This window comes from Pseudomonas sp. SWI36 (genome assembly GCF_002948105.1).
GTDB lineage: Bacteria > Pseudomonadota > Gammaproteobacteria > Pseudomonadales > Pseudomonadaceae > Aquipseudomonas > Aquipseudomonas alloputida.
Genome location: NZ_CP026675.1, coordinates 413,358 through 432,509 on the forward strand (window position 1 = coordinate 413,358; position 19,152 = coordinate 432,509).

The window sequence follows — 19,152 nt, forward strand, 5'->3', positions numbered from 1 at the left end:
GCAGGGCGAAAACTTCCGAGTCAGTTTCACGGTCTATGCCTTCATACATTTCCTACGTAATTCAGAGGTTTCCACCCAAATGGCAGCAGTAATGGTCGGCCAATTCCACGCCCGTGACGCCGAAGGCCGCATCTACCCCGTGCACGAGTTTCAGGAATCCACCCTGCAACTCGACGGCAGCACGCTGGGCGCCCCCATCACCACCTACCGCCTGGCCATCGGCGACAAGGTCAACCACCTGGGTGAAAACCGTTTCGAACTGGCACGCTCCGGCGTCGAGATCACGCGCATTCCGTGATGCAATCCACCGTGTAGCGGCCCCCTTCGTGCTGCAGGCCGTGCACATCGGCGACAAACCCGGGAAAGCCCTGGTTGAATGCGCGGGCGAATGCCAAGTAGTCCAGGATCGAGCGGGTCGCCTCGGTGAACCGCTCACCCGGCATGATCAACGGGATGCCAGGCGGGTACGGCACCAGCATCACCGCCGCCACACGCCCCAGCAATGCCTCGATCGACACCGCCTCCACTTCGCCACGCACCATCTTGTCATAGGCCTGGGCCGGGCTGACGGCCACCTCCGGCAAACGGGTGAACAGCCGCTTCAGCTGCTTGGCCGTGGCATTGGCGCGGTAGCAGTCATGTAACTGGTCGCACAGGTCGCGCAGGCCCATGCCCTGGTAGCGCAAGGCGTCGGCAGCCCCCACACTGGGCAGGCAGCTGCTGAGTGGGGTGTTGCCGTCATAGTGGCGTTTGAACTCCAGCAGCTCGGTGAGCAGGGTGCTCCACTTGCCCTTGGTGATGCCCATGGAAAACAGTACCAGGAAGCTGTACAGGCCCGTTTTTTCCACCACCAGCCCGCGCTCCCAGAGAAACTTGCTGACTACCGCTGCCGGGATACCGCGCGCGCCCAGCACACCGTCTGCGCTCAGGCCCGGCATTACCAAGGTCACCTTCAGCGGGTCGAGCAGCACATAGTCGGTCACCACTTCACCAAACCCATGCCATTGCGCCCCCGGCTGCAGCAGCCAGTCCTGCGCGGCCAGACGGGGGATGCCCTCGGCACTTGGCGGCTGCCAGATGCTGAACCACCAGTCCGCTGTGGCAATGTGCTCACGCAGGTTGGCCAGGGCACGACGAAAACTCAACGCCTCGTCGAACATCTCCTGCAGCAGCGAGCGCCCGGCCGGCCCTTCCATCATGGTCGAAGCCACATCCAGCGAGGCGAGAATGCTGTACTGCGGCGAGGTAGAGATGTGCATCATGAACGCTTCGTTGAAACGGTCCCGGTCCAGCTGCCGCCTGGCACCGTCCTGCACATGAATCATCGAGGCCTGGCTGAACGCCGCCAGCAGCTTGTGGGTGGAGTGGGTACTGAACACCAGCGGGCTGTCTGCCGCGCAGGCGGTGCCCATGGCGTAGCGCCCGGTGAAAAAGTCGTGGAACGCGGCATAGGCAAACCAGGCCTCATCGAAGTGCAGCACCTCGACACTGGCACCCAGGGCCTGCTTGATCAGCCCGGCGTGGTAACACAGCCCGTCGTAGGTGGAGTTGGTCACTACCGCCAGCTTGATACGCTGCCCACGATCACGGGCAAGGGGGTTGGCCTGAATCTTCGCGGCGATCGCCTCGGGGCTGAACTCGCTGAGCGGGATCGGGCCAATGATGCCCAGTTCGTTGCGCTCCGGGCACAGGTACAACGGGATGGCACCCGTCATGATGATCGCGTGCACCACCGACTTGTGGCAGTTGCGGTCCACCAGCACCAGGTCGTCACGGCCGACCATGGCGTGCCAGACGATCTTGTTGGCCGTGGAGGTGCCATTGATGACAAAAAAGGTGTGGTCGGCGCCGAAGTTGCGCGCCGCCCTGGCCTCGGCTTCGGCCAGCGGGCCTGTGTGGTCGAGCAGCGAACCCAGCTCCGGCACGGAAACGGACAGGTCCGAGCGCAGGGTGTTTTCCCCGAAGAACTGGTGAAAGGCTTGGCCTACCGGGCTTTTATGATAGGCCACACCGCCACCATGGCCCGGGGTGTGCCAGGAATAGTTGGACTGCGCGGTGTGCTGTACCAGCGCCTTGAAGAACGGCGGCAGCAGGCCATCGAGGTAGGTGTGTGCGGCTCGCGCCACCTGGCGGGCGAGAAACGGCACGGTGTCTTCGAACAGGTAAAGGATGCCACGCAGCTGGTTGAGCTCGCTCATGGCTTCGGCGGGGGCATTTTCCAAGGTCACCTGCTCGCCCAGGGCGAAGATCGGCAGGTTGGGTGCGCGCAGACGGGCCAGGCGGATCAGCTCGGCCATGTTCTGCAGTAAATGGGTGTTCTCGCCAGCGCCTTCGGCGGCAATCAGCATGCAGGCCAGGCCATGGTGGGTGGCGGCGACCAGGCGCGCTTCGGCGTGGTCGGCTGCGGCGAGAATGGCAAAGCCATCCTGGCGCAGTTCCTCGGCGATACCCCGCACGCGTTCGCCGGCAACACTGTCGGCCTTGATGGCGCGGTGGACAATGAGGATCGGGAACTTGAGGTCCTTGTACATCAGGTGGCTACCTCCGAAGGACATGGCGTCCATTTCAGGGTAGTTGAGCCTTGTATTGCGTGTACTGGCCCTTTCGCGGGTAAACCCGCTCCTACGACGGCCTGTGTCCAATCACCGACCGGTGCCCAGCAGCAGCGGGTTTACCCGCGAAAGGGCCGGGCCTGCTGGCCAGTCTGCCCCCGCCATTCACCGCCGCAGCCGCCACCGTAGTCGGCGGGTAAACCCGCTCCTACAACGATCTCCACTTCTGTTGCAGGGCGAAAGATCAGCCGGCTGGTGTCTCAGTCAGGGCCTGCCACAGCGAAGGCCCACCTGCCGACTTGGCAATGGCCGCCAGCCGCTCGGCATGCGCCTCCAGCTCTTCAGCGCTGGCCATGATCACCCGCCCTGGCGCACGCCCGACAATCCGGCGGATCTCGCTGCCGCCAGCGCCCTGCCCGTCATCTTCGGCATCTGCGCCATTCCCAGCCAACGACAGGCTGGTCTGGCCACCGGTCATTGCCAGGTAAACGTCGGCCAGCAGTTCCGAGTCGAGCAGTGCGCCGTGCAACTCACGGCCCGAGTTGTCGATGTCGTAGCGTTTGCACAGCGCATCCAGGCTGTTGCGCTGCCCCGGGTGGCGCGAACGTGCCAGCAGCAGGGTGTCCAGAATGGTGCAGTGCTGCGAAATGTCAGCGCGGTCCTGCTGGCCCAGCAAGGCGAATTCGTTGTTGATGAAGCCAACGTCGAACGCCGCGTTGTGGATGACCAGCGTGGCGCCCTGGATGAACTGGAAGAACTCCTCGGCGACATCGCCAAAACGTGGCTTGCCGACCAGGAAGGCATCCGTGATGCCGTGAACGTTGATCGCGCCCTCGTCACTCTCGCGGTCGGGCTGCAGGTAGACGTGGAAGTGCCGCCCGGTCAGGCGCCGGCCGATGACCTCGACACAGCCGATCTCGATGATCCGGTGGCCTTCGCCAACCGGCATACCCGTGGTTTCGGTATCGAGAATGACGAACCGTTTATCTTGCTGCTGCTCCACGCGGGCGCTCCAACTTGCATCCGTTACAAAGGCCGCGATTGTACCCCAGCTCAACGCTGGGCGCGCACCTCATCGACCCCACGGTTGGCCAGCTGGTCGGCGCGTTCGTTGCCGGGGTGGCCAATATGGCCGCGCACCCACTTCCAGATCACCTTGTGGCGGTTGACCTGCTCATCGAGCTGCTGCCACAGGTCGGCGTTCTTCACCGGCTCCTTGGCGGCGGTCTTCCAGCCGCGCTTCTTCCAGTTGACCATCCATTCGTTGATGCCCTTCATCACGTACTGCGAGTCGGTGGTCAGCACCACCTCGCATTCACGCTTGAGCGACATCAGGCCCTGGATCGCGGCCATCAGCTCCATGCGGTTGTTGGTGGTCTCACGTTCGCCGCCCCACAGTTCCTTCTCGACGCCCTTGTAGATCATCAGCACGCCCCAGCCACCCGGGCCAGGGTTGCCCTTGCAGGCACCATCAGTAAACATCTCGACGCTATCGCTCATGTACCACTCTTGAATTCAGTGCTTGTCAGTTTCGGGGTTGGCTGCGGTGCGGTTGACCTTCGCCAGTGGCAGCGGCAGCAGCTTGCCCATTGGCTCGCGGCGTTCCGGCCGCAAAGGCCGCAGGCCTACCACCATCTTGCGCGCCACCAGCAGGTACACCCCGCCACCGGAGCCCTGCCAGCCGCCGGCCAGTCGTTCCCAGCCCTCCAGGCGTTGCTGCCAGGCTGGTGAGGCAAGCGGCGGACGATAGCACCCGAAGCGGCGTTTCTCCAGCGCGAAGCCCAGCAGGTTGAGCCAGTCGCCCACCCGTGACGGCGAGATGCAGCGCGCCTTGCGCAGAGCACCGTGACTGAAGAAATGGCGCATGCCCCAGCTGCTCCAGGGGTTGATCCCCACGATCAGCAGGTGCCCGCCCGGGCGTACGGCACTGGCGGCCTCGCGCAGCAGGCCATGGGGCGACAGGCAGAAGTCCAGGCCATGCTGCAGCACCACCACGTCGGCAGCGTGCTCGCTCAACGGCCAGGCTTGTTCTTCGCAGACAATCTCCACACCCGGCAAGGGCGCACCAAGGCGCACGTTACGCTGCACCTGGGGGGCTCTGGGCGGTGGCTCGGCGCAGGGCCCGTAATGCACGAGATAACCGCCAAAGAAGCGCCCGAGCTCTTCTTCCAGCAGTTTGTCCTCCTCCTTGAGCATCAGTTGCCCAAGTGGGCCGTTGAACCACTCACGGGCCAGGCTGATCAGCTCGACCCAGTCCGGGTCGGCCTGGGCAAAGGCTTGGTCGGTCATTGCGCTCTCCCTCGAAGGTTCTCCCACCGCGCCATCGCGGCTAAGATGCCCTCATGTGCCACGCTAGGCGAATCGGATCCGCACCATGATACAGATCGAAGCTCTCCCCGCTTTCTCCGACAACTACATCTGGTTGTTACAGGATACTGCCAAACGCCGTTGTGCGGTGGTCGACCCGGGCGATGCCGGCCCAGTGGAGCGCTGGCTGGCTGCCAACCCCGAATGGGTGCTGAGCGACATCCTCGTCACCCACCACCACAATGACCATGTCGGCGGGGTGGAACGGCTCAGGCAATTGACCGGCGCACGGGTCTGTGGCCCTGCCAACGAGCGCATTCCCGGCCGCGACCTGGCACTGGACGAAGGCGACAGGGTGGACGTGCTGGGTGTAACGTTCCAGGTAATGGCGGTACCCGGCCACACCCTGGGGCATATCGCCTTCTTCAGCGACCAGCCAGCAACGCCCATCCTGTTCAGTGGCGACACCCTGTTCGCCGCCGGTTGCGGGCGCATGTTCGAAGGTACACCCGAACAGATGCAGCCCGCCCTCGCCCGCCTGGCGTCCCTGCCAGAGCAGACACAAGTGTACTGCGCCCATGAATACACCCTCAGCAACCTGCGCTTCGCCAAGGCTGTGGAACCGACCAACCCGCACGTTCAGCAACGCTTCGAGGACGTTACCCGTTTGCGCGCCGAAAATCGCATCAGCTTGCCCTCAACGATCGGCCTGGAGCGCCTGACCAACCCCTTTCTGCGTACCGCTGAAACATTAGTTAAACAAAAAGCAGACGAATGGAAGGGACATTCAAACAACTCGCATGTCGCTGTTTTTGCTGCCTTGAGGTCTTGGAAGGACACCTTCTGATAACCGCAAGATATATCGCAAGTGAGGGCCGAAGGTTGACCCGGGCCGGAGCGGTTTCTAGAATCGCCGAAATTTTTCGCCCGGATACCTGTGTCAGCCGATGTCTTCCCGTAGCCGCAGAACCTCTCATTCCGCCGCCCTGACGCGCCTGGCCCAAATCAGCGCGCTGGCCCTGGCAGCCACGCTGGTGGGCTGCCAGAGCACCCGTCAGCTCGACGAATCCGATAGCGTTCGCGCGCACAACTACCAGGCACGGATCAAGCACAAACCTTCCCCGCTGCTGGTCAAGCCGGCCGAACAGGCGCCACAGGATGTCTGGGAGCGCATGCGGCAGGGCTTCGCCCTGCAGGACAGCATCGATGTCAACCCGCGCATCGAGCAGCAGCGCTTGTGGTTCGCCAGCAACCCGACCTTCATCGAAAGCGCCGGGGAACGTGGCAGCCTCTACCTGCACTACATCGTCGAGCGCCTTGAAGAACGCGACATGCCGCTGGAACTGGCCCTGCTGCCAGCAATCGAAAGTGCCTACAACCCCATGGCCTACTCACGCGCCAGCGCTGCCGGCATGTGGCAGTTCATGCCGGCTACCGGTCGCCACTTCAACCTGCGCCAGACCAACTTCTATGACGGCCGCCGCGATGTCACCGCGTCGACCAACGCCGCGCTGGACTACCTGACCCGCCTGCACGACATGTTCAACGGCGACTGGCTGTTGGCCCTGGCGGCCTACAATGCCGGCGAAGGCACCGTCAGCCGAGCCATCGAGCGCAACGAAAGGCTCGGCCTGCCGACCGACTACTGGAACCTGCCGCTGCCACAGGAAACCCGCGACTACGTGCCCAAGTTGCTGGCACTGTCGCAGGTGGTGTCCACGCCAGAAGCCTATGGTGTCAATCTCACCCCGATCGCCAACGAACCGTACTTCGAAGCGGTGGCGATCAATGACCGTCTGGACCTTTCCCGGGTCGCGGCCTTTGCCAACATCGACGAGGACGAGCTGATCCAGCTCAACCCGGCATTCAAGAAGCGCATGACCGTCGATGGCCCGAAGCAGCTGCTGGTGCCCACCGCCAAGGCACAGTTGCTCAGTGCCAGCCTGTCCAACCTCAACCCGGAGCAACTGGTCAGCCTGCAACCCCCGAAAGCAGCGTTTGCCCGGGCCGTGGCCGAAGCCAAGGCACCGGTGGGGGCACGCAGCTACCGGGTCAAGCGTGGCGATAACCTGAGCGCCATCGCCAAGGCCAACCGTGTATCGGTCAAGGACATCAAGCGCTGGAACCGCTTGTCCGGCAACAGTCTGCGCGCGGGCCAGGTTCTGGCCCTGCGTGGTGGCAATGCGCCAAGCGCCGCCGGCAACCGGGTTGCCGCCTCCGGGAAGCGCTCCACGCAATACAAGGTCCGCAAGGGCGACTCCCTGTACCTGGTAGCCAAGCGTTTCAATGTGGAAATGAAGCACCTCAAGCGCTGGAACCCACGCAGCGGCCACGCCCTCAAGCCAGGCCAGACCCTGACCGTATACCTCGGGCATTGAGTCGTTACAGGGGCTGCTTTGCAGCCCATTCGCGGGCACGCCCGCTCCCAGAGGTTTTTCACAGCCCCCAAAGCCGGTGCCGTACCTGTGGGAGCGGGCGTGCCCGCGAATGGGCCTGAAAAACCAGCCACTGGAAAACCCCAGCCCCTCTCTTTTTCCAACCCCACCAAGCTGTTACTGTACTCGATCAAAGCCCAACGCCTCTGGATCGGATGCCGATTTGATACGTCCCCTCCTGCTGTCACTCAGCCTGGCCTTGAGCTTTCCCGCAGCCGCGATCGTGAGCGAAAGCCACGGATACGCGCAGTTCGGCACGCTCAAGTACCCAGCCACCTTCACCCACTTCGACTGGGTCAACCCGCAAGCGCCCAAGGGCGGCACGTTGCGGGCCATGGCTTTTGGTACCTTCGACACGCTCAACCCCTACACCTTCAAAGGGTCGAGCCCGATTACCACGCCCAATTTCCAGCAGTACGGCATCAGCGAGCTGAACGAGCCACTGATGGTCGGCACGGGCCAGTACGACCCGTCCGGTGACGAGCCAACCTCCAGCTATGGCCTGATCGCCCGCTCGGTGGAGTACAGCGAGGACCGCAGCTGGGTGGTGTTCAACCTGCGCCCCGAAGCCCGCTGGCATGACGGCCAGCCCATCACCTCGGCTGACGTGGCCTTCTCGTACCGCACGCTGCTCAAGGATGGCCACCCGATCTACCGCACCAACCTGCAGGAAGTGCAGCGGGTAGACATCCTCGGCCCGCTACGCATCCGCTTCGTGTTCAAACGCGCCGGCAACCCGCTGCTGATACTGCGTCTGGGCGAAATGCCGGTGCTGCCCAAACACTACTGGCAGAAGCGCGACTTCAAGGCCACCACCTTCGAGCCCCCCTTGGGCAGCGGCCCCTACCGCATCACCCAGGTACAACCCGGACGACGCCTGGTGTTCGAACGGGTGAAGAACTACTGGGGCAAAGACCTGGCGGTCAACCGTGGCAAGTACAATTTCAATCGGGTCGAATACGAGTTCTATCGTGACGCGACGGTGGCCTTCGAAGCCTTCAAGGCCGGCGAGTTCGACATCTATATCGAGCACCAGGCAAAAAACTGGGCCAACGGTTACAACTTCCCTGCCGTGCGCCGGGGTGAAGTGATCAAGGCACAAATCCCGCACAGCATCCCCACGCAAACACAGGGCCTGTTCATGAACAGCCGCCGGGCCGCGTTCAGTGACCCGCGGGTACGCCAGGCGCTGGGGCTGATGCTGGACTTCGAGTGGACCAACCGCGCGCTGTTCAGCAGCGCCTACCGCCGCTCGACCAGCTACTACCCAAACAGCGAGTTCGCCGCCAGCGGCCTGCCCACCGGCAAGGAGTGGCTGCTGCTGGCGCCATTCCGTGACCAGTTGCCGGCCAAGCTGTTCAGCGAACCGTACAAGGTCAGCCACACCGATGGCCGGGGTATCAGCCGCCAGACCCTGCGCCAGGCCCTGGGCCTGCTCGCCGAGGCCGGCTGGAAGCTGCACGGCCAGCGCCTGGTCGACAGCAAGGGCCAGCAGTTGCGCATGGAACTGCTGCTGGTAAACCCCAACCTTGAACGCATCCTGCAACCTTATGTCGAAAACCTGTCCAGCATCGGCATCGATGCGCGCTTGCGCACCGTGGACCGTGCCCAGTACAAACAACGCCTGGACCAGTTCGATTTCGACATGATTCTGATGACCCTGAACCAGACCCTCAGCCCCGGCCTCGAACAGTGGCTGTACTTCCATTCCAGCCAGGCCGCGACAAAGGGCAGCAAGAACTATGCTGGGGTCAAGGACCCGGTGGTCGACCACCTGCTCGACACCCTGCTCGCCGCCCGCACCCGCGATGACCAGGTCGCCGCTGCCCGCGCCCTGGACCGCGTGCTCTCATGGCACTACTACATGATCCCCAACTGGTACCTCGACAACCATCGCCTGGCCTACCGCAACCGGTTCGCCTTCGTCACCACGCCGCCCTACACCCTTGGGCTGAACAGCTGGTGGATCAAGACTTCGGAGAAAGCCCAATGACGCCAACGCACCGTCTGCGCCGGCTGGCAGGCAGCCTGTTGCTCGCCTGCCTGAGCCTTCCCGCGCTGGCCGCACCGCAGCACGCGCTCACCCTTTACGATGAGCCACCCAAGTACCCCGCCGACTTCAAGCACTTCGACTACGTCAACCCGGACGCGCCCAAGGGCGGCACCTTCCGCCAGTCCAGCTTCGGCGGCTTCGACAGCCTCAACCCGTTCATCAACAAAGGCGTGGCGGCCGAGAACATCGGCATTATCTACGACACCCTGATGCGCCAGAGCCAGGATGAACCGTTCACCGAATACGGCCTGGTTGCCGGCAAGATCGAAAAGGCCCCGGACAACAGCTGGGTGCGCTTCTACCTGCGCCCCGAAGCGCGCTTCCATGACGGCCATCCGATGCGCGCCGACGACGTGGTGTTCACGTTCAACGCCCTGATCAAGGACGGCGCCCCACTGTACCGCCAGTACTACGCCGACGTCGCCGAAGTGGTCGCCGAAGACCCGCTGAAGGTGCTGTTCAAGTTCAAGCACAAGAACAACCGCGAGCTGCCACTGATTCTCGGCCAGCTGCCGGTACTGCCCAAGCACTGGTACGAAAACCGCGAGTTCAACCGCGGCAACCTGGAAATCCCGTTGGGCAGCGGCCCGTACAAGGTCGCCGAGGTCAAGGCCGGGCGCTCGGTGCGCTACGAACGGGTCAAGGACTACTGGGCCAAGGACCTGCCCATCAACCGCGGCTTCTACAACTTCGATGCCATGACGTTCGACTCCTACCGCGATACCACCGTCGCCCTGGAGGCCCTCAAGGCCGGGGCATTCGACTATGGCCTGGAAGTCAGTGCCAAGAACTGGGCCACCGCTTACAACGTGCCCGCCGTGCGCGAAGGTCGCCTGATCAAGGAAGAGCTGCCCAACGGCAACCCCACCGGTATGCAGGGCTTCATTTTCAACATCCGCCGCCCGGTGTTCCAGGATGTGCGTGTGCGCCAGGCCCTGAGCCTGCTGCTGGACTACGAGTGGACCAACAAACAGCTGTTCAACGGCGCCTACACCCGTACCGGCAGCTACTTCGAGAACTCGGAAATGGCCGCCCGCGGCCTGCCCAGTCCCAACGAGCTGAAAATCCTCGAACCACTGCGCGGCAAAGTGCCCGAGCAAGTATTTACCGAGGTCTTCCACAACCCGGTCAGTGACGGCAGCGGCATGATCCGCGAGCAACAGCGCCAGGCCTACAAACTGTTGCAGGAAGCTGGCTGGAAAATCGTCGACGACAAGATGGTCGACGCCCAAGGCAAGCCGGCAAGCATCGAGTTCCTGCTGGCGCAGACCGAGTTCGAACGCATTCTGCTGCCGTTCAAGCGCAACCTTGCCGACCTCGGTATCGAGCTGAACATTCGCCGCGTCGACGTTTCGCAGTACATAACCCGCCTGCGCTCGCGTGACTACGACATGATCGTTGGCGGCTACCCGCAATCCAACTCGCCAGGCAACGAACAGCGCGAGTTCTGGTCCAGCGCCGCCGCCGACAACCCCGGCAGCCGCAACTTCATCGGCCTGCGCGACCCGGCCATCGACCAACTGGTGGACCAGCTGATCAACGCCGACTCTCGGCAGAGCCTGATCGACCACTGCCGCGCCCTCGACCGCGTGTTGCTGTGGGGCTACTACGTGATCCCCAACTGGCACATCAAGACCTGGCGTGTGGCCTACTGGAACCACATCGGCCACCCGAACGTGTCGCCCAAGTACGACATCGGCATCGACACCTGGTGGATCAAGCCCGATGTAACCCCGGCGGTCAGCGAAGCGCCTGCGGACGAGGCCAACTAAGATGCTGGCTTACATCCTGCGCCGCCTGCTGCTGATCATCCCGACCCTGTTCGGCATCCTCATCATCAACTTCATCATCGTCCAGGCCGCCCCCGGTGGCCCGGTCGAGCAAATGATCGCCAAGCTCGAAGGCTTCGAAGGCGCCACCAGCCGCATTGCCGGTGGCGGTGCCGAGGTTTCCGTGGCCGGCTCCAGCTACCGCGGCGCCCAGGGCCTGGACCCGGCGCTGATCGCTGAAATCGAGCGCATGTACGGCTTCGACAAGTCGCCGCCCGAGCGCCTGTGGATCATGGTCAAGAACTACGCCCAGCTGGACTTCGGCGACAGCTTCTTCCGCGACGCCAAGGTGATCGACCTGATCGCCGAGAAGATGCCGGTTTCGATCTCGCTGGGGCTGTGGAGCACGCTGATCATGTACCTGGTGTCGATCCCGCTGGGGATCGCCAAGGCCGTGCGCCACGGCAGCCACTTCGACGTGTGGACCAGCTCGGCAATCATCGTCGGCTACGCCATCCCGGCGTTCCTGTTCGCCATCCTGCTGATCGTGCTGTTCGCCGGTGGCAGCTACTTCGACTGGTTCCCGCTGCGTGGCCTCACCTCCAACAACTTCGACGAACTGAGCACCACCGGCAAGGTGCTGGACTACTTCTGGCACCTGGTGCTGCCGATCACCGCGCTGGTCATCGGCAACTTCGCCACCATGACCCTGCTGACCAAGAACAGCTTCCTCGACGAGATAAACAAACAGTACGTGGTCACCGCCAAGGCCAAGGGCCTGAGCCGATCACGGGTGCTGTACGGCCACGTGTTCCGCAACGCCATGCTGCTGGTGATCGCCGGCTTCCCTTCGGCGTTCATCGGCATCTTCTTCACAGGCTCCTTGCTGATCGAGGTGATCTTCAGCCTCGACGGCCTGGGCCTGATGAGTTTCGAAGCGGCCATCAACCGCGACTACCCGGTGGTCTTCGGCACCCTGTTCATCTTCACCCTGCTAGGGCTGGTGGTGAAACTGATCGGCGACCTGACCTACACCTTGGTCGATCCGCGCATCGACTTTGCCAGCCGGGAGCACTGACATGGCCTTGTCCCCCCTCAACCGCCGGCGCTTCGAGCGTTTCAAGGCCAACCGCCGTGGCTGGTGGTCGCTGTGGCTGTTCCTGATTCTGTTCGGGCTGAGCCTGGGCGCCGAACTGATCGCCAACGACAAACCGATCGCCGTACGTTACGACGGCCAATGGTACTTCCCGGCGTTCAAGCGTTACCCGGAAACCACCTTCGGCGGGGAATTCCCGCTGGAAGCCAACTACAAGAGCCCCTACATCCGCGAACTGCTGGCGAAGAAAGACAGCTTCGTGCTGTGGGCGCCCATCCCGTTCAGCTACCAGAGCATCAACTATGACCTGCGTGTCCCCGCCCCCGCCCCACCTTCGGCGGACAACTGGCTGGGCACCGACGACCAGGGCCGCGACGTGCTGGCACGGGTGATCTACGGCTTCCGCATTTCGGTTCTGTTCGCCCTCACCTTGACCGTGGCCAGCTCCATTATCGGCGTCATCGCAGGCGCCCTGCAGGGGTTCTACGGTGGCTGGGTCGACCTGGCCGGGCAACGCTTTCTGGAAATCTGGTCCGGCCTGCCTGTGCTGTACCTGCTGATCATCCTGGCCAGCTTCGTGCAACCCAACTTCTGGTGGCTGCTGGGCATCATGTTGCTGTTCTCGTGGATGAGCCTGGTGGATGTGGTCCGCGCCGAGTTCCTGCGCGGGCGCAACCTGGAATACGTGCGCGCCGCACGCGCCCTTGGCATGCGCAACGGCGCAATCATGTACCGGCACATCCTGCCCAACGCGATGATCTCGACGATGACCTTCATGCCGTTCATCCTCACCGGCGCCATCGGCACCCTCACCGCCCTGGACTTCCTCGGCTTCGGCCTGCCCGCCGGTTCGCCCTCGCTGGGCGAACTGGTGGCGCAGGGCAAGTCCAATCTGCAAGCGCCATGGCTGGGCATCAGCGCCTTTGCCGTGCTGGCACTGATGCTGAGCCTGCTGGTGTTCATCGGCGAATCCGCCCGCGACGCCTTCGACCCGAGGAAGTGACATGAGTGAACAGAACCTGATCGAAGTGCGGGACCTGGCCGTGGAGTTCGTGACCGGGGACCAGGTCAACCGGGTGGTTGACGGCGTCAGCTTCGATATTCGCAAAGGCGAGACACTGGCCCTGGTGGGCGAAAGTGGCTCGGGCAAATCGGTCACCGCGCACTCGATCCTGCGCCTGCTGCCCTATCCCCTGGCCCGGCACCCCAGCGGCAGCATCCGCTACGAAGGCAAGGACCTGCTGCAGCAGAACGAGAAGACCCTGCAGCGCATTCGCGGTAACCGCATCGCCATGATCTTCCAGGAGCCGATGACCTCGCTCAACCCGCTGCATTGCATCGAGAAGCAGATCAACGAAATCCTCCTGCTGCACAAGGGCCTGACCGGCAAGGAAGCGACTGCGCGCACCCTGGAGTTGCTGGATATGGTCGGCATTCCCGAGCCGCGCAAGCGCCTCAAGGCCCTGCCCCACGAGTTGTCGGGCGGGCAGCGCCAGCGGGTAATGATCGCCATGGCGCTGGCCAACGAGCCCGAGCTGCTGATTGCCGACGAGCCGACCACGGCGCTGGATGTGACCGTGCAGCTGAAGATCCTCGAGCTGCTCAAGGAATTGCAGGCGCGTATGGGCATGGCCCTGTTGCTGATCAGCCATGACCTGAACCTGGTGCGCCGCATCGCTCACCGCGTGTGCGTGATGCAGCGTGGGCAAATTGTCGAGCAAGCCGAATGCGCCACGCTGTTCAGCTCGCCACAGCACCACTACACACAGATGCTGATCAATGCCGAACCCAGCGGGCTGCCGGCACACAACCCGGTGGGTGCGCCATTGCTGGAGGTGGATGAACTCAAGGTGTGGTTCCCGATCAAGAAGGGCTTTCTGCAGCGCACGGTCGACCATGTGAAGGCGGTGGACGGGGTCAACTTCAGCTTGCCCCAGGGCCAGACGCTGGGCATTGTTGGCGAATCCGGGTCGGGCAAGTCCACATTGGGCCTGGCCATCTTGCGGCTGATTTCCAGCCAGGGCGGCATTCGCTTTCATGGGCAGAACCTCGAAGGGCTGAACCAGAAAGCCGTGCGCCCCCTGCGGCGGGAAATGCAGGTGGTGTTCCAGGACCCGTTTGGCAGCCTGAGCCCGCGCATGTGCGTGGCGGACATTGTCGGTGAAGGGCTGCGCATTCACCGCATTGGCACCGCGCAGGAACAGGAAGCGGCGATTATCGCGGCTCTGGAGGAAGTAGGCCTGGACCCGCGCACGCGCCATCGCTACCCCCATGAGTTTTCCGGCGGGCAGCGCCAGCGCATTGCCATTGCCCGGGCGCTGGTGTTGAAGCCAGCACTGATTCTGCTGGATGAACCCACGTCCGCACTGGACCGCACCGTACAGCGCCAGGTGGTGGAATTGCTGCGTAACCTGCAGCAAAAGTACAACCTGACCTACCTGTTCATCAGCCATGACCTGGCGGTGGTGAAGGCGTTGAGTCACCAGTTGATGGTGATCAAGCATGGGCATGTGGTGGAGCAAGGGGACGCGCAGGCGATCTTCCATGCGCCGCAGCATCCGTATACCCGACAGTTGCTGGAGGCGGCGTTTCTGGAGGTTGGGGGTTAGTAGGGAAAGGGTGCGTGTTCGCCAAGCAATCATCCTTTGATCGGTCGTTTCGTTTATTGCGATTTTCGAATATTTCGAATATAACTCGAACTCAGGCTGTTGCATCGTCGCCACAGCCCCGCAATCGATACCGCTCTGGAGATGCCCATGACCACCGCCAACCTCTCTAGCCATGTGCTTCCTGACGAGAAAGAAATTGCCGTGGCAGTCGAGTCAAGCCGCACGCTGGCAGCGTTCCTCTCGACAAAATCAGATACCCAACGGATCGAACTGCTCAACGAGGAAAATCAGCGCCAGGTTGTTGAAGTACCTACTTTCGCCCTACGCCTATTCGGCGAGATTCTCAGCGAACTGGCCCTGGGTAACTCAGTCAAAGTCGTTCCAATCCACGCCGAACTGACTACCCAGGAAGCAGCAGACCTGCTTAACGTCTCCCGGCCGCACTTGGTAAAGCTGCTCGACGAAGCGGTGATTCCGCACACCAAGACAGGCCGCCATCGTCGTGTCAAATTCTCCGACCTGGTTGCCTACAAGGACAAACGTGATGGGGTGAGCCGCGCTGCGATGGATGCGCTGGCAGCCCAAGCTCAGGAATTGAAGATGGGGTACGAATGAAGCACTCGCCCTTCACGGCCATATACGACGCGAATGTACTTTACCCTGCTCCACTGCGTGATTTCCTGATGAACCTAGCGCTGACGGGCATCTACCGGGCACGTTGGTCAGCGAGCATTCATGACGAGTGGAAGCGCAATCTGCTACTCAACCGGCCTGACCTCACGCCTGAACATTTGGATCGCACGTCATCGCTGATGGATGCTGCGGTGCCTGATGCACTCGTCACTGACTACGATTCACTGGTCGAAGGGCTGGACTTGCCAGATAGGGATGATCGACATGTTCTCGCAGCTGCAATCAAGTGCAACGCTTCGGTTATCGTCACCTTCAATTTGAAGGATTTTCCCAAGGCGGTTCTCGGTGCCTTCGATATTGAACCCTTGCATCCGGACGACTTCATCGCTGACCTTTGGGACCTGGACAAGGCAGCAGTCCTCGAAGCTGCCCAGCGGCAGCGAATATCGCTGAAGAACCCACCGCACAGCGTACAGCAGTATCTCGACAGGCTGCTTCAGCAGAAGCTTCCCGAGACAGTGAAACTGCTTTCGGCATTCAAGTTCCTCCTCTGAGTATGCCCAGCAGACTTTCTTGGGCAGCAAGGGGATCATCCGGGATTGATCAGCCATGCACGTAAAACCAAGCCTATGAAAAGCCCCGCTCGTTACCACGCAAACAGAATCAAGCAGCGGTGATCAATTTTTCTGACAATAATCGTCTTCCATCATCAGCCGAATCGGGCATAAATTCTTCGCCGTCAACTCCCAGTACCCACGGTAGAGCCCATGTCCAGTCCACAACACCAGCCTGCTTCCCCTGCCCTGGCCACCCTGATCCAGCGCTCCGGCCTGCCCAGCCCAACGCTGAGCGAAGCCCAGGCACACGCCGTGCTGCAGGCCCACTATGGCCTTGCCGGCAACCTTTCGGTACTGGGCAGCCAGCAAGACTTGAACTTTCGCGTGGTCACACCGCAGGGTGGCTATGTGCTGAAGGCCTGCCACGGCAGCTACGCCCAGCTGGAGCTTGAAGCCCAGCACGCCGCCCTGGCCTTCCTGCGCGATCAAGGTTTGCCGGTACCCGCCGTGCGCTCAGCCCACAACGGCATGGGGTTGCTGGAACTGGACATCGACGCGCAACCACTGCGCCTGCGCCTGCTCGATTACATCGAAGGCCAACCGCTGACCCGCCTCAAGCACATGGAGCCGCGCCTGATGGCTGAACTGGGCGGGCTCTGTGCAAAGCTGGACAAGGCGCTTGCCCATTTCGATCACCCGGGCCTTGCGCGCACCTTGCAATGGGACCCGCAGCATGCCGGGGCACTGATCGATCACCTGCTACCGGTGCTGCAGGACAGCGGGCAGCGCGCCCGCATCGAACACGCCACGCGACAGGCCAACGAGCGCCTGATGCCGCTGATCGATCAACTGCCCAGTCAGGCCGTGCACCTGGACATCACCGACGACAACACCGTGTGGGCCCGTGATGCCCAGCGTCAGTGGCAACTGCAAGGCGTGATCGATTTCGGCGACCTGCTGCGCACCTGGCGTATCGCCGACCTGTCGGTGACCTGCGCTGCGCTGTTGCACCACGCCGAGGGCGACCCCCTGCGCATCCTGCCAGCCGTGCAGGCCTACCAGGCGCTCAACCCGCTGACCGAGGCCGAACTGCGCGCCCTGTGGCCGCTGGTGCTGAACCGCGCTGCCGTGCTGGTGCTGAGCAGCGAACAACAGCTAACCGTCGACCCGGGCAACCAGTACACCCGCGACAACATTGCCCACGAATGGGAAATTTTCGACACGGCCACCGCCGTGCCTTTCGCCCTGATGGAGGCGGCCATTCTGCAGGCTGCGGGCCTGCAACCCGCGGCGCCGGACTGGAACGACTGTGCCCCCCTGCTCCCCGAGCTGGCCGGGCAGGCTGTCACACGGGTGGACCTGGGAGTACTCAGCAAACACTTCGAGGCCGGCAACTGGGAGCAACCCGGTTACGACCAGCATCTGCTGACTTCGCAAGCCGCCCCGGCCTGCAGCCTGCACGGGCAGTATCGCCTGTCGCAAACCCATATCGATCGCCCCGAGGAGCCCGCCACCTGCGCCCTTTTCGTCGAGCTGCATGTGCCCAACGGCAGCCCGGTGCAAGCGCCGGCAGCCGGCACCTGGCAGCACAGCGGCGACGGCCGGGGCTGCCTGCGCACCCCGCATTGGGCTTTGTGGCTGCAAGGCCTGGAAGACGCACCGGCAGACGGCCAGGCCGTGGAAAAAGGCCAGTCCCTGGGCAGCAGCTGCGGCTTCCTTAGCGTGCAGGTATGCCTCGACAATGGCAGCCAGCCGCCGCGCTTCGCCACGCCGTCACAAGCCGCCGCCTGGCTGGCCCTGTGCCCGTCACCAGCCGCACTGCTGGGCTTCGATTGCGATGCCGAGCCGCTACCTGATCCGCAAGCCCTGCTGGCCCGCCGCGATGCCAGCTTCGCCCGCTCGCAGAAGCACTACTACGCGCAACCGCCGCACATTGAGCGTGGCTGGCGCAACTACCTGATCGACATGCAGGGCCGTTCCTACCTGGACATGCTCAACAACGTCGCAGTGCTGGGCCATGGCCATCCACGCATGGTTGCCGAGTCGGCGCGGCAGTGGTCGCTGCTGAACACCAACTCGCGCTTCCATTACGCAGCAATCACCGAATTCTCCGAGCGCCTGCTGGACCTGGCCCCCGAAGGTTTCGACCGGGTGTTCATGGTCAACAGCGGCACCGAGGCCAACGACCTGGCGATTCGCCTGGCCTGGGCCTACAGTGGCGGGCGCGATCTGCTCAGTGTGCTGGAGGCCTACCACGGCTGGTCGGTGGCCACCGATGCCATCTCCACGTCGATCGCCGACAACCCGCAAGCCCTGGAAACCCGCCCGGACTGGGTTCACCCGGTCGAAGCACCGAACACCTTCCGCGGCCGCTTCCGCGGGGCCGACAGCGCCGCCGACTACCTGCAAGACGTCGACGCCAAGCTGGCTGACCTCGACGCCCGTGGCCGTCAGCTGGCGGGCATCATCTGCGAACCGGTGTACGGCAATGCCGGCGGTATCTCGCTACCCGCAGGCTACCTGCGCGCAGCCTATGCCAAGGTCCGCGCCCGCGGCGGGGTGTGCATCGCCGACGAAGTGCAGGTGGGCTATGGCCGCCTGGGCGAGTACTTCTGGGGCTTCGAGGAACAGGGCGTGGTGCCGGACATCATTACCATGGCCAAGGGCATGGGTAACGGCCAGCCGCTGGGCGTGGTCATCACCCGTCGCGAAATCGCCGAGGCGCTGGAGGCCGAGGGCTACTTCTTCTCCTCGGCCGGTGGCAGCCCGGTCAGTTGCCGCATCGGTATGGCGGTGCTGGATGTCATGCAGGAGGAAGGCCTGTGGGACAACGCCCGTGACACCGGGCGCTACTTCAAGGCACGCCTGCAGGCGCTGGTCGACAAGCACCCGCTGGCCGGCGCGGCACATGGCTCGGGCTTCTACCTGGGGCTGGAACTGGTGCGCGACCGCACCACCCTGGAGCCGGCCACCGAAGAAACCATGATGCTGTGCGATCGCCTGCGTGACCTGGGCATCTTCATGCAGCCGACCGGCGACTACCTGAACATCCTCAAGATCAAGCCGCCGATGTGCACCAGCCGTGCGAGCGTGGACTACTTTGTCGACAGCATTGACCGGGTACTGGGCGAAGGCCTGTAA

15 protein-coding genes are annotated in these 19,152 nt (G+C 63.1%); 11 read left to right on the forward strand and 4 right to left on the reverse strand.

Going from position 1 to position 19,152, the window contains the following annotated elements; translation table 11 throughout:
• Nucleotides 1-79 precede the first annotated feature (79 nt).
• Nucleotides 80-298: a hypothetical protein gene (locus C4Q27_RS02190; RefSeq protein ID WP_010954911.1), complete on the forward strand. Its 219-nt coding sequence runs from the start codon at nt 80-82 to the stop codon at nt 296-298.
• Here C4Q27_RS02190 and C4Q27_RS02195 read toward each other — a convergent pair.
• From C4Q27_RS02195 to C4Q27_RS02210, 4 genes are all read right to left on the reverse strand, one after another.
• Nucleotides 282-2,531, reverse strand: a complete 2,250-nt coding sequence (locus tag C4Q27_RS02195) for an Orn/Lys/Arg decarboxylase N-terminal domain-containing protein (RefSeq protein WP_104887836.1) — start codon at nt 2,529-2,531, stop codon at nt 282-284. The genes C4Q27_RS02190 and C4Q27_RS02195 overlap by 17 nt on opposite strands.
• A 265-nt stretch (nt 2,532-2,796) precedes the next feature.
• Nucleotides 2,797-3,555 (reverse strand): DNA polymerase III subunit epsilon, encoded by a 759-nt coding sequence (gene dnaQ / locus C4Q27_RS02200; RefSeq protein WP_020190375.1) that lies wholly within the window; start codon nt 3,553-3,555, stop codon nt 2,797-2,799.
• A 50-nt stretch (nt 3,556-3,605) separates the two neighbouring features.
• Nucleotides 3,606-4,052, reverse strand: coding sequence for a ribonuclease HI (rnhA, locus tag C4Q27_RS02205; protein WP_020190374.1), 447 nt, complete (start codon nt 4,050-4,052; stop codon nt 3,606-3,608).
• A 15-nt stretch (nt 4,053-4,067) separates the two neighbouring features.
• The gene (locus C4Q27_RS02210) at nt 4,068-4,841 is read right to left on the reverse strand and encodes a class I SAM-dependent methyltransferase (RefSeq protein ID WP_003251461.1); all 774 of its coding nucleotides are present in this window, start codon (nt 4,839-4,841) and stop codon (nt 4,068-4,070) included.
• Nucleotides 4,842-4,926: 85 nt separating this feature from the next.
• Between C4Q27_RS02210 and gloB the strand changes: the two genes are divergently transcribed.
• From gloB to C4Q27_RS02260, 10 genes are all read left to right on the forward strand, one after another.
• Nucleotides 4,927-5,706 carry a hydroxyacylglutathione hydrolase gene (gene gloB / locus C4Q27_RS02215; RefSeq protein WP_104886395.1) on the forward strand — a complete coding sequence of 260 codons (780 nt, stop codon included), beginning with the start codon at nt 4,927-4,929 and terminating at the stop codon, nt 5,704-5,706.
• Nucleotides 5,707-5,806: 100 nt separating this feature from the next.
• On the forward strand, nt 5,807-7,237 hold the full coding sequence (locus C4Q27_RS02220; RefSeq protein ID WP_020190372.1) for a lytic transglycosylase domain-containing protein: 1,431 nt from the start codon (nt 5,807-5,809) through the stop codon (nt 7,235-7,237).
• 220 nt (nt 7,238-7,457) lie between these two features.
• Entirely contained in the window at nt 7,458-9,287 is a 1,830-nt protein-coding gene (locus tag C4Q27_RS02225; protein ID WP_010954916.1) for an extracellular solute-binding protein, read from the forward strand.
• Nucleotides 9,284-11,119 (forward strand): extracellular solute-binding protein, encoded by a 1,836-nt coding sequence (locus C4Q27_RS02230; RefSeq protein WP_104886396.1) that lies wholly within the window; start codon nt 9,284-9,286, stop codon nt 11,117-11,119. The genes C4Q27_RS02225 and C4Q27_RS02230 overlap by 4 nt, the downstream gene beginning before the upstream one ends.
• A gap of 1 nt (nt 11,120) precedes the next feature.
• On the forward strand, nt 11,121-12,194 hold the full coding sequence (locus C4Q27_RS02235) for a microcin C ABC transporter permease YejB (protein WP_010954918.1): 1,074 nt from the start codon (nt 11,121-11,123) through the stop codon (nt 12,192-12,194).
• Nucleotide 12,195: 1 nt separating this feature from the next.
• Nucleotides 12,196-13,215: an ABC transporter permease gene (locus C4Q27_RS02240; RefSeq protein ID WP_003251467.1), complete on the forward strand. Its 1,020-nt coding sequence runs from the start codon at nt 12,196-12,198 to the stop codon at nt 13,213-13,215.
• Nucleotide 13,216: 1 nt separating this feature from the next.
• Nucleotides 13,217-14,821, forward strand: a complete 1,605-nt coding sequence (locus C4Q27_RS02245) for an ABC transporter ATP-binding protein (protein WP_104886397.1) — start codon at nt 13,217-13,219, stop codon at nt 14,819-14,821.
• 147 nt (nt 14,822-14,968) lie between these two features.
• The gene (locus tag C4Q27_RS02250; protein ID WP_064493160.1) at nt 14,969-15,436 is read left to right on the forward strand and encodes a helix-turn-helix domain-containing protein; all 468 of its coding nucleotides are present in this window, start codon (nt 14,969-14,971) and stop codon (nt 15,434-15,436) included.
• Entirely contained in the window at nt 15,433-16,008 is a 576-nt protein-coding gene (locus C4Q27_RS02255; protein WP_104886398.1) for a PIN domain-containing protein, read from the forward strand. Before C4Q27_RS02250 ends, C4Q27_RS02255 begins: the two co-directional genes overlap by 4 nt.
• A gap of 213 nt (nt 16,009-16,221) precedes the next feature.
• The gene (locus C4Q27_RS02260; RefSeq protein ID WP_064493158.1) at nt 16,222-19,152 is read left to right on the forward strand and encodes an aminotransferase; all 2,931 of its coding nucleotides are present in this window, start codon (nt 16,222-16,224) and stop codon (nt 19,150-19,152) included.

Bases quoted from the DNA above. Each gene is read 5' to 3' on its own strand.
- C4Q27_RS02240 (WP_003251467.1), top strand. From the start codon at position 12,196: ATGGCCTTGTCCCCCCTCAACCGCCGGCGCTTCGAGCGTTTCAAGGCC.
- C4Q27_RS02245 (WP_104886397.1), top strand. From the start codon at position 13,217: ATGAGTGAACAGAACCTGATCGAAGTGCGGGACCTGGCCGTGGAGTTC.
- C4Q27_RS02230 (WP_104886396.1), top strand. From the start codon at position 9,284: ATGACGCCAACGCACCGTCTGCGCCGGCTGGCAGGCAGCCTGTTGCTC.
- C4Q27_RS02255 (WP_104886398.1), top strand. From the start codon at position 15,433: ATGAAGCACTCGCCCTTCACGGCCATATACGACGCGAATGTACTTTAC.
- C4Q27_RS02260 (WP_064493158.1), top strand. From the start codon at position 16,222: ATGTCCAGTCCACAACACCAGCCTGCTTCCCCTGCCCTGGCCACCCTG.
- rnhA (WP_020190374.1), bottom strand. From the start codon at position 4,052: ATGAGCGATAGCGTCGAGATGTTTACTGATGGTGCCTGCAAGGGCAAC.
- C4Q27_RS02195 (WP_104887836.1), bottom strand. From the start codon at position 2,531: ATGTACAAGGACCTCAAGTTCCCGATCCTCATTGTCCACCGCGCCATC.
- C4Q27_RS02210 (WP_003251461.1), bottom strand. From the start codon at position 4,841: ATGACCGACCAAGCCTTTGCCCAGGCCGACCCGGACTGGGTCGAGCTG.
- C4Q27_RS02235 (WP_010954918.1), top strand. From the start codon at position 11,121: ATGCTGGCTTACATCCTGCGCCGCCTGCTGCTGATCATCCCGACCCTG.
- C4Q27_RS02250 (WP_064493160.1), top strand. From the start codon at position 14,969: ATGACCACCGCCAACCTCTCTAGCCATGTGCTTCCTGACGAGAAAGAA.
- C4Q27_RS02190 (WP_010954911.1), top strand. From the start codon at position 80: ATGGCAGCAGTAATGGTCGGCCAATTCCACGCCCGTGACGCCGAAGGC.
- gloB (WP_104886395.1), top strand. From the start codon at position 4,927: ATGATACAGATCGAAGCTCTCCCCGCTTTCTCCGACAACTACATCTGG.
- C4Q27_RS02220 (WP_020190372.1), top strand. From the start codon at position 5,807: ATGTCTTCCCGTAGCCGCAGAACCTCTCATTCCGCCGCCCTGACGCGC.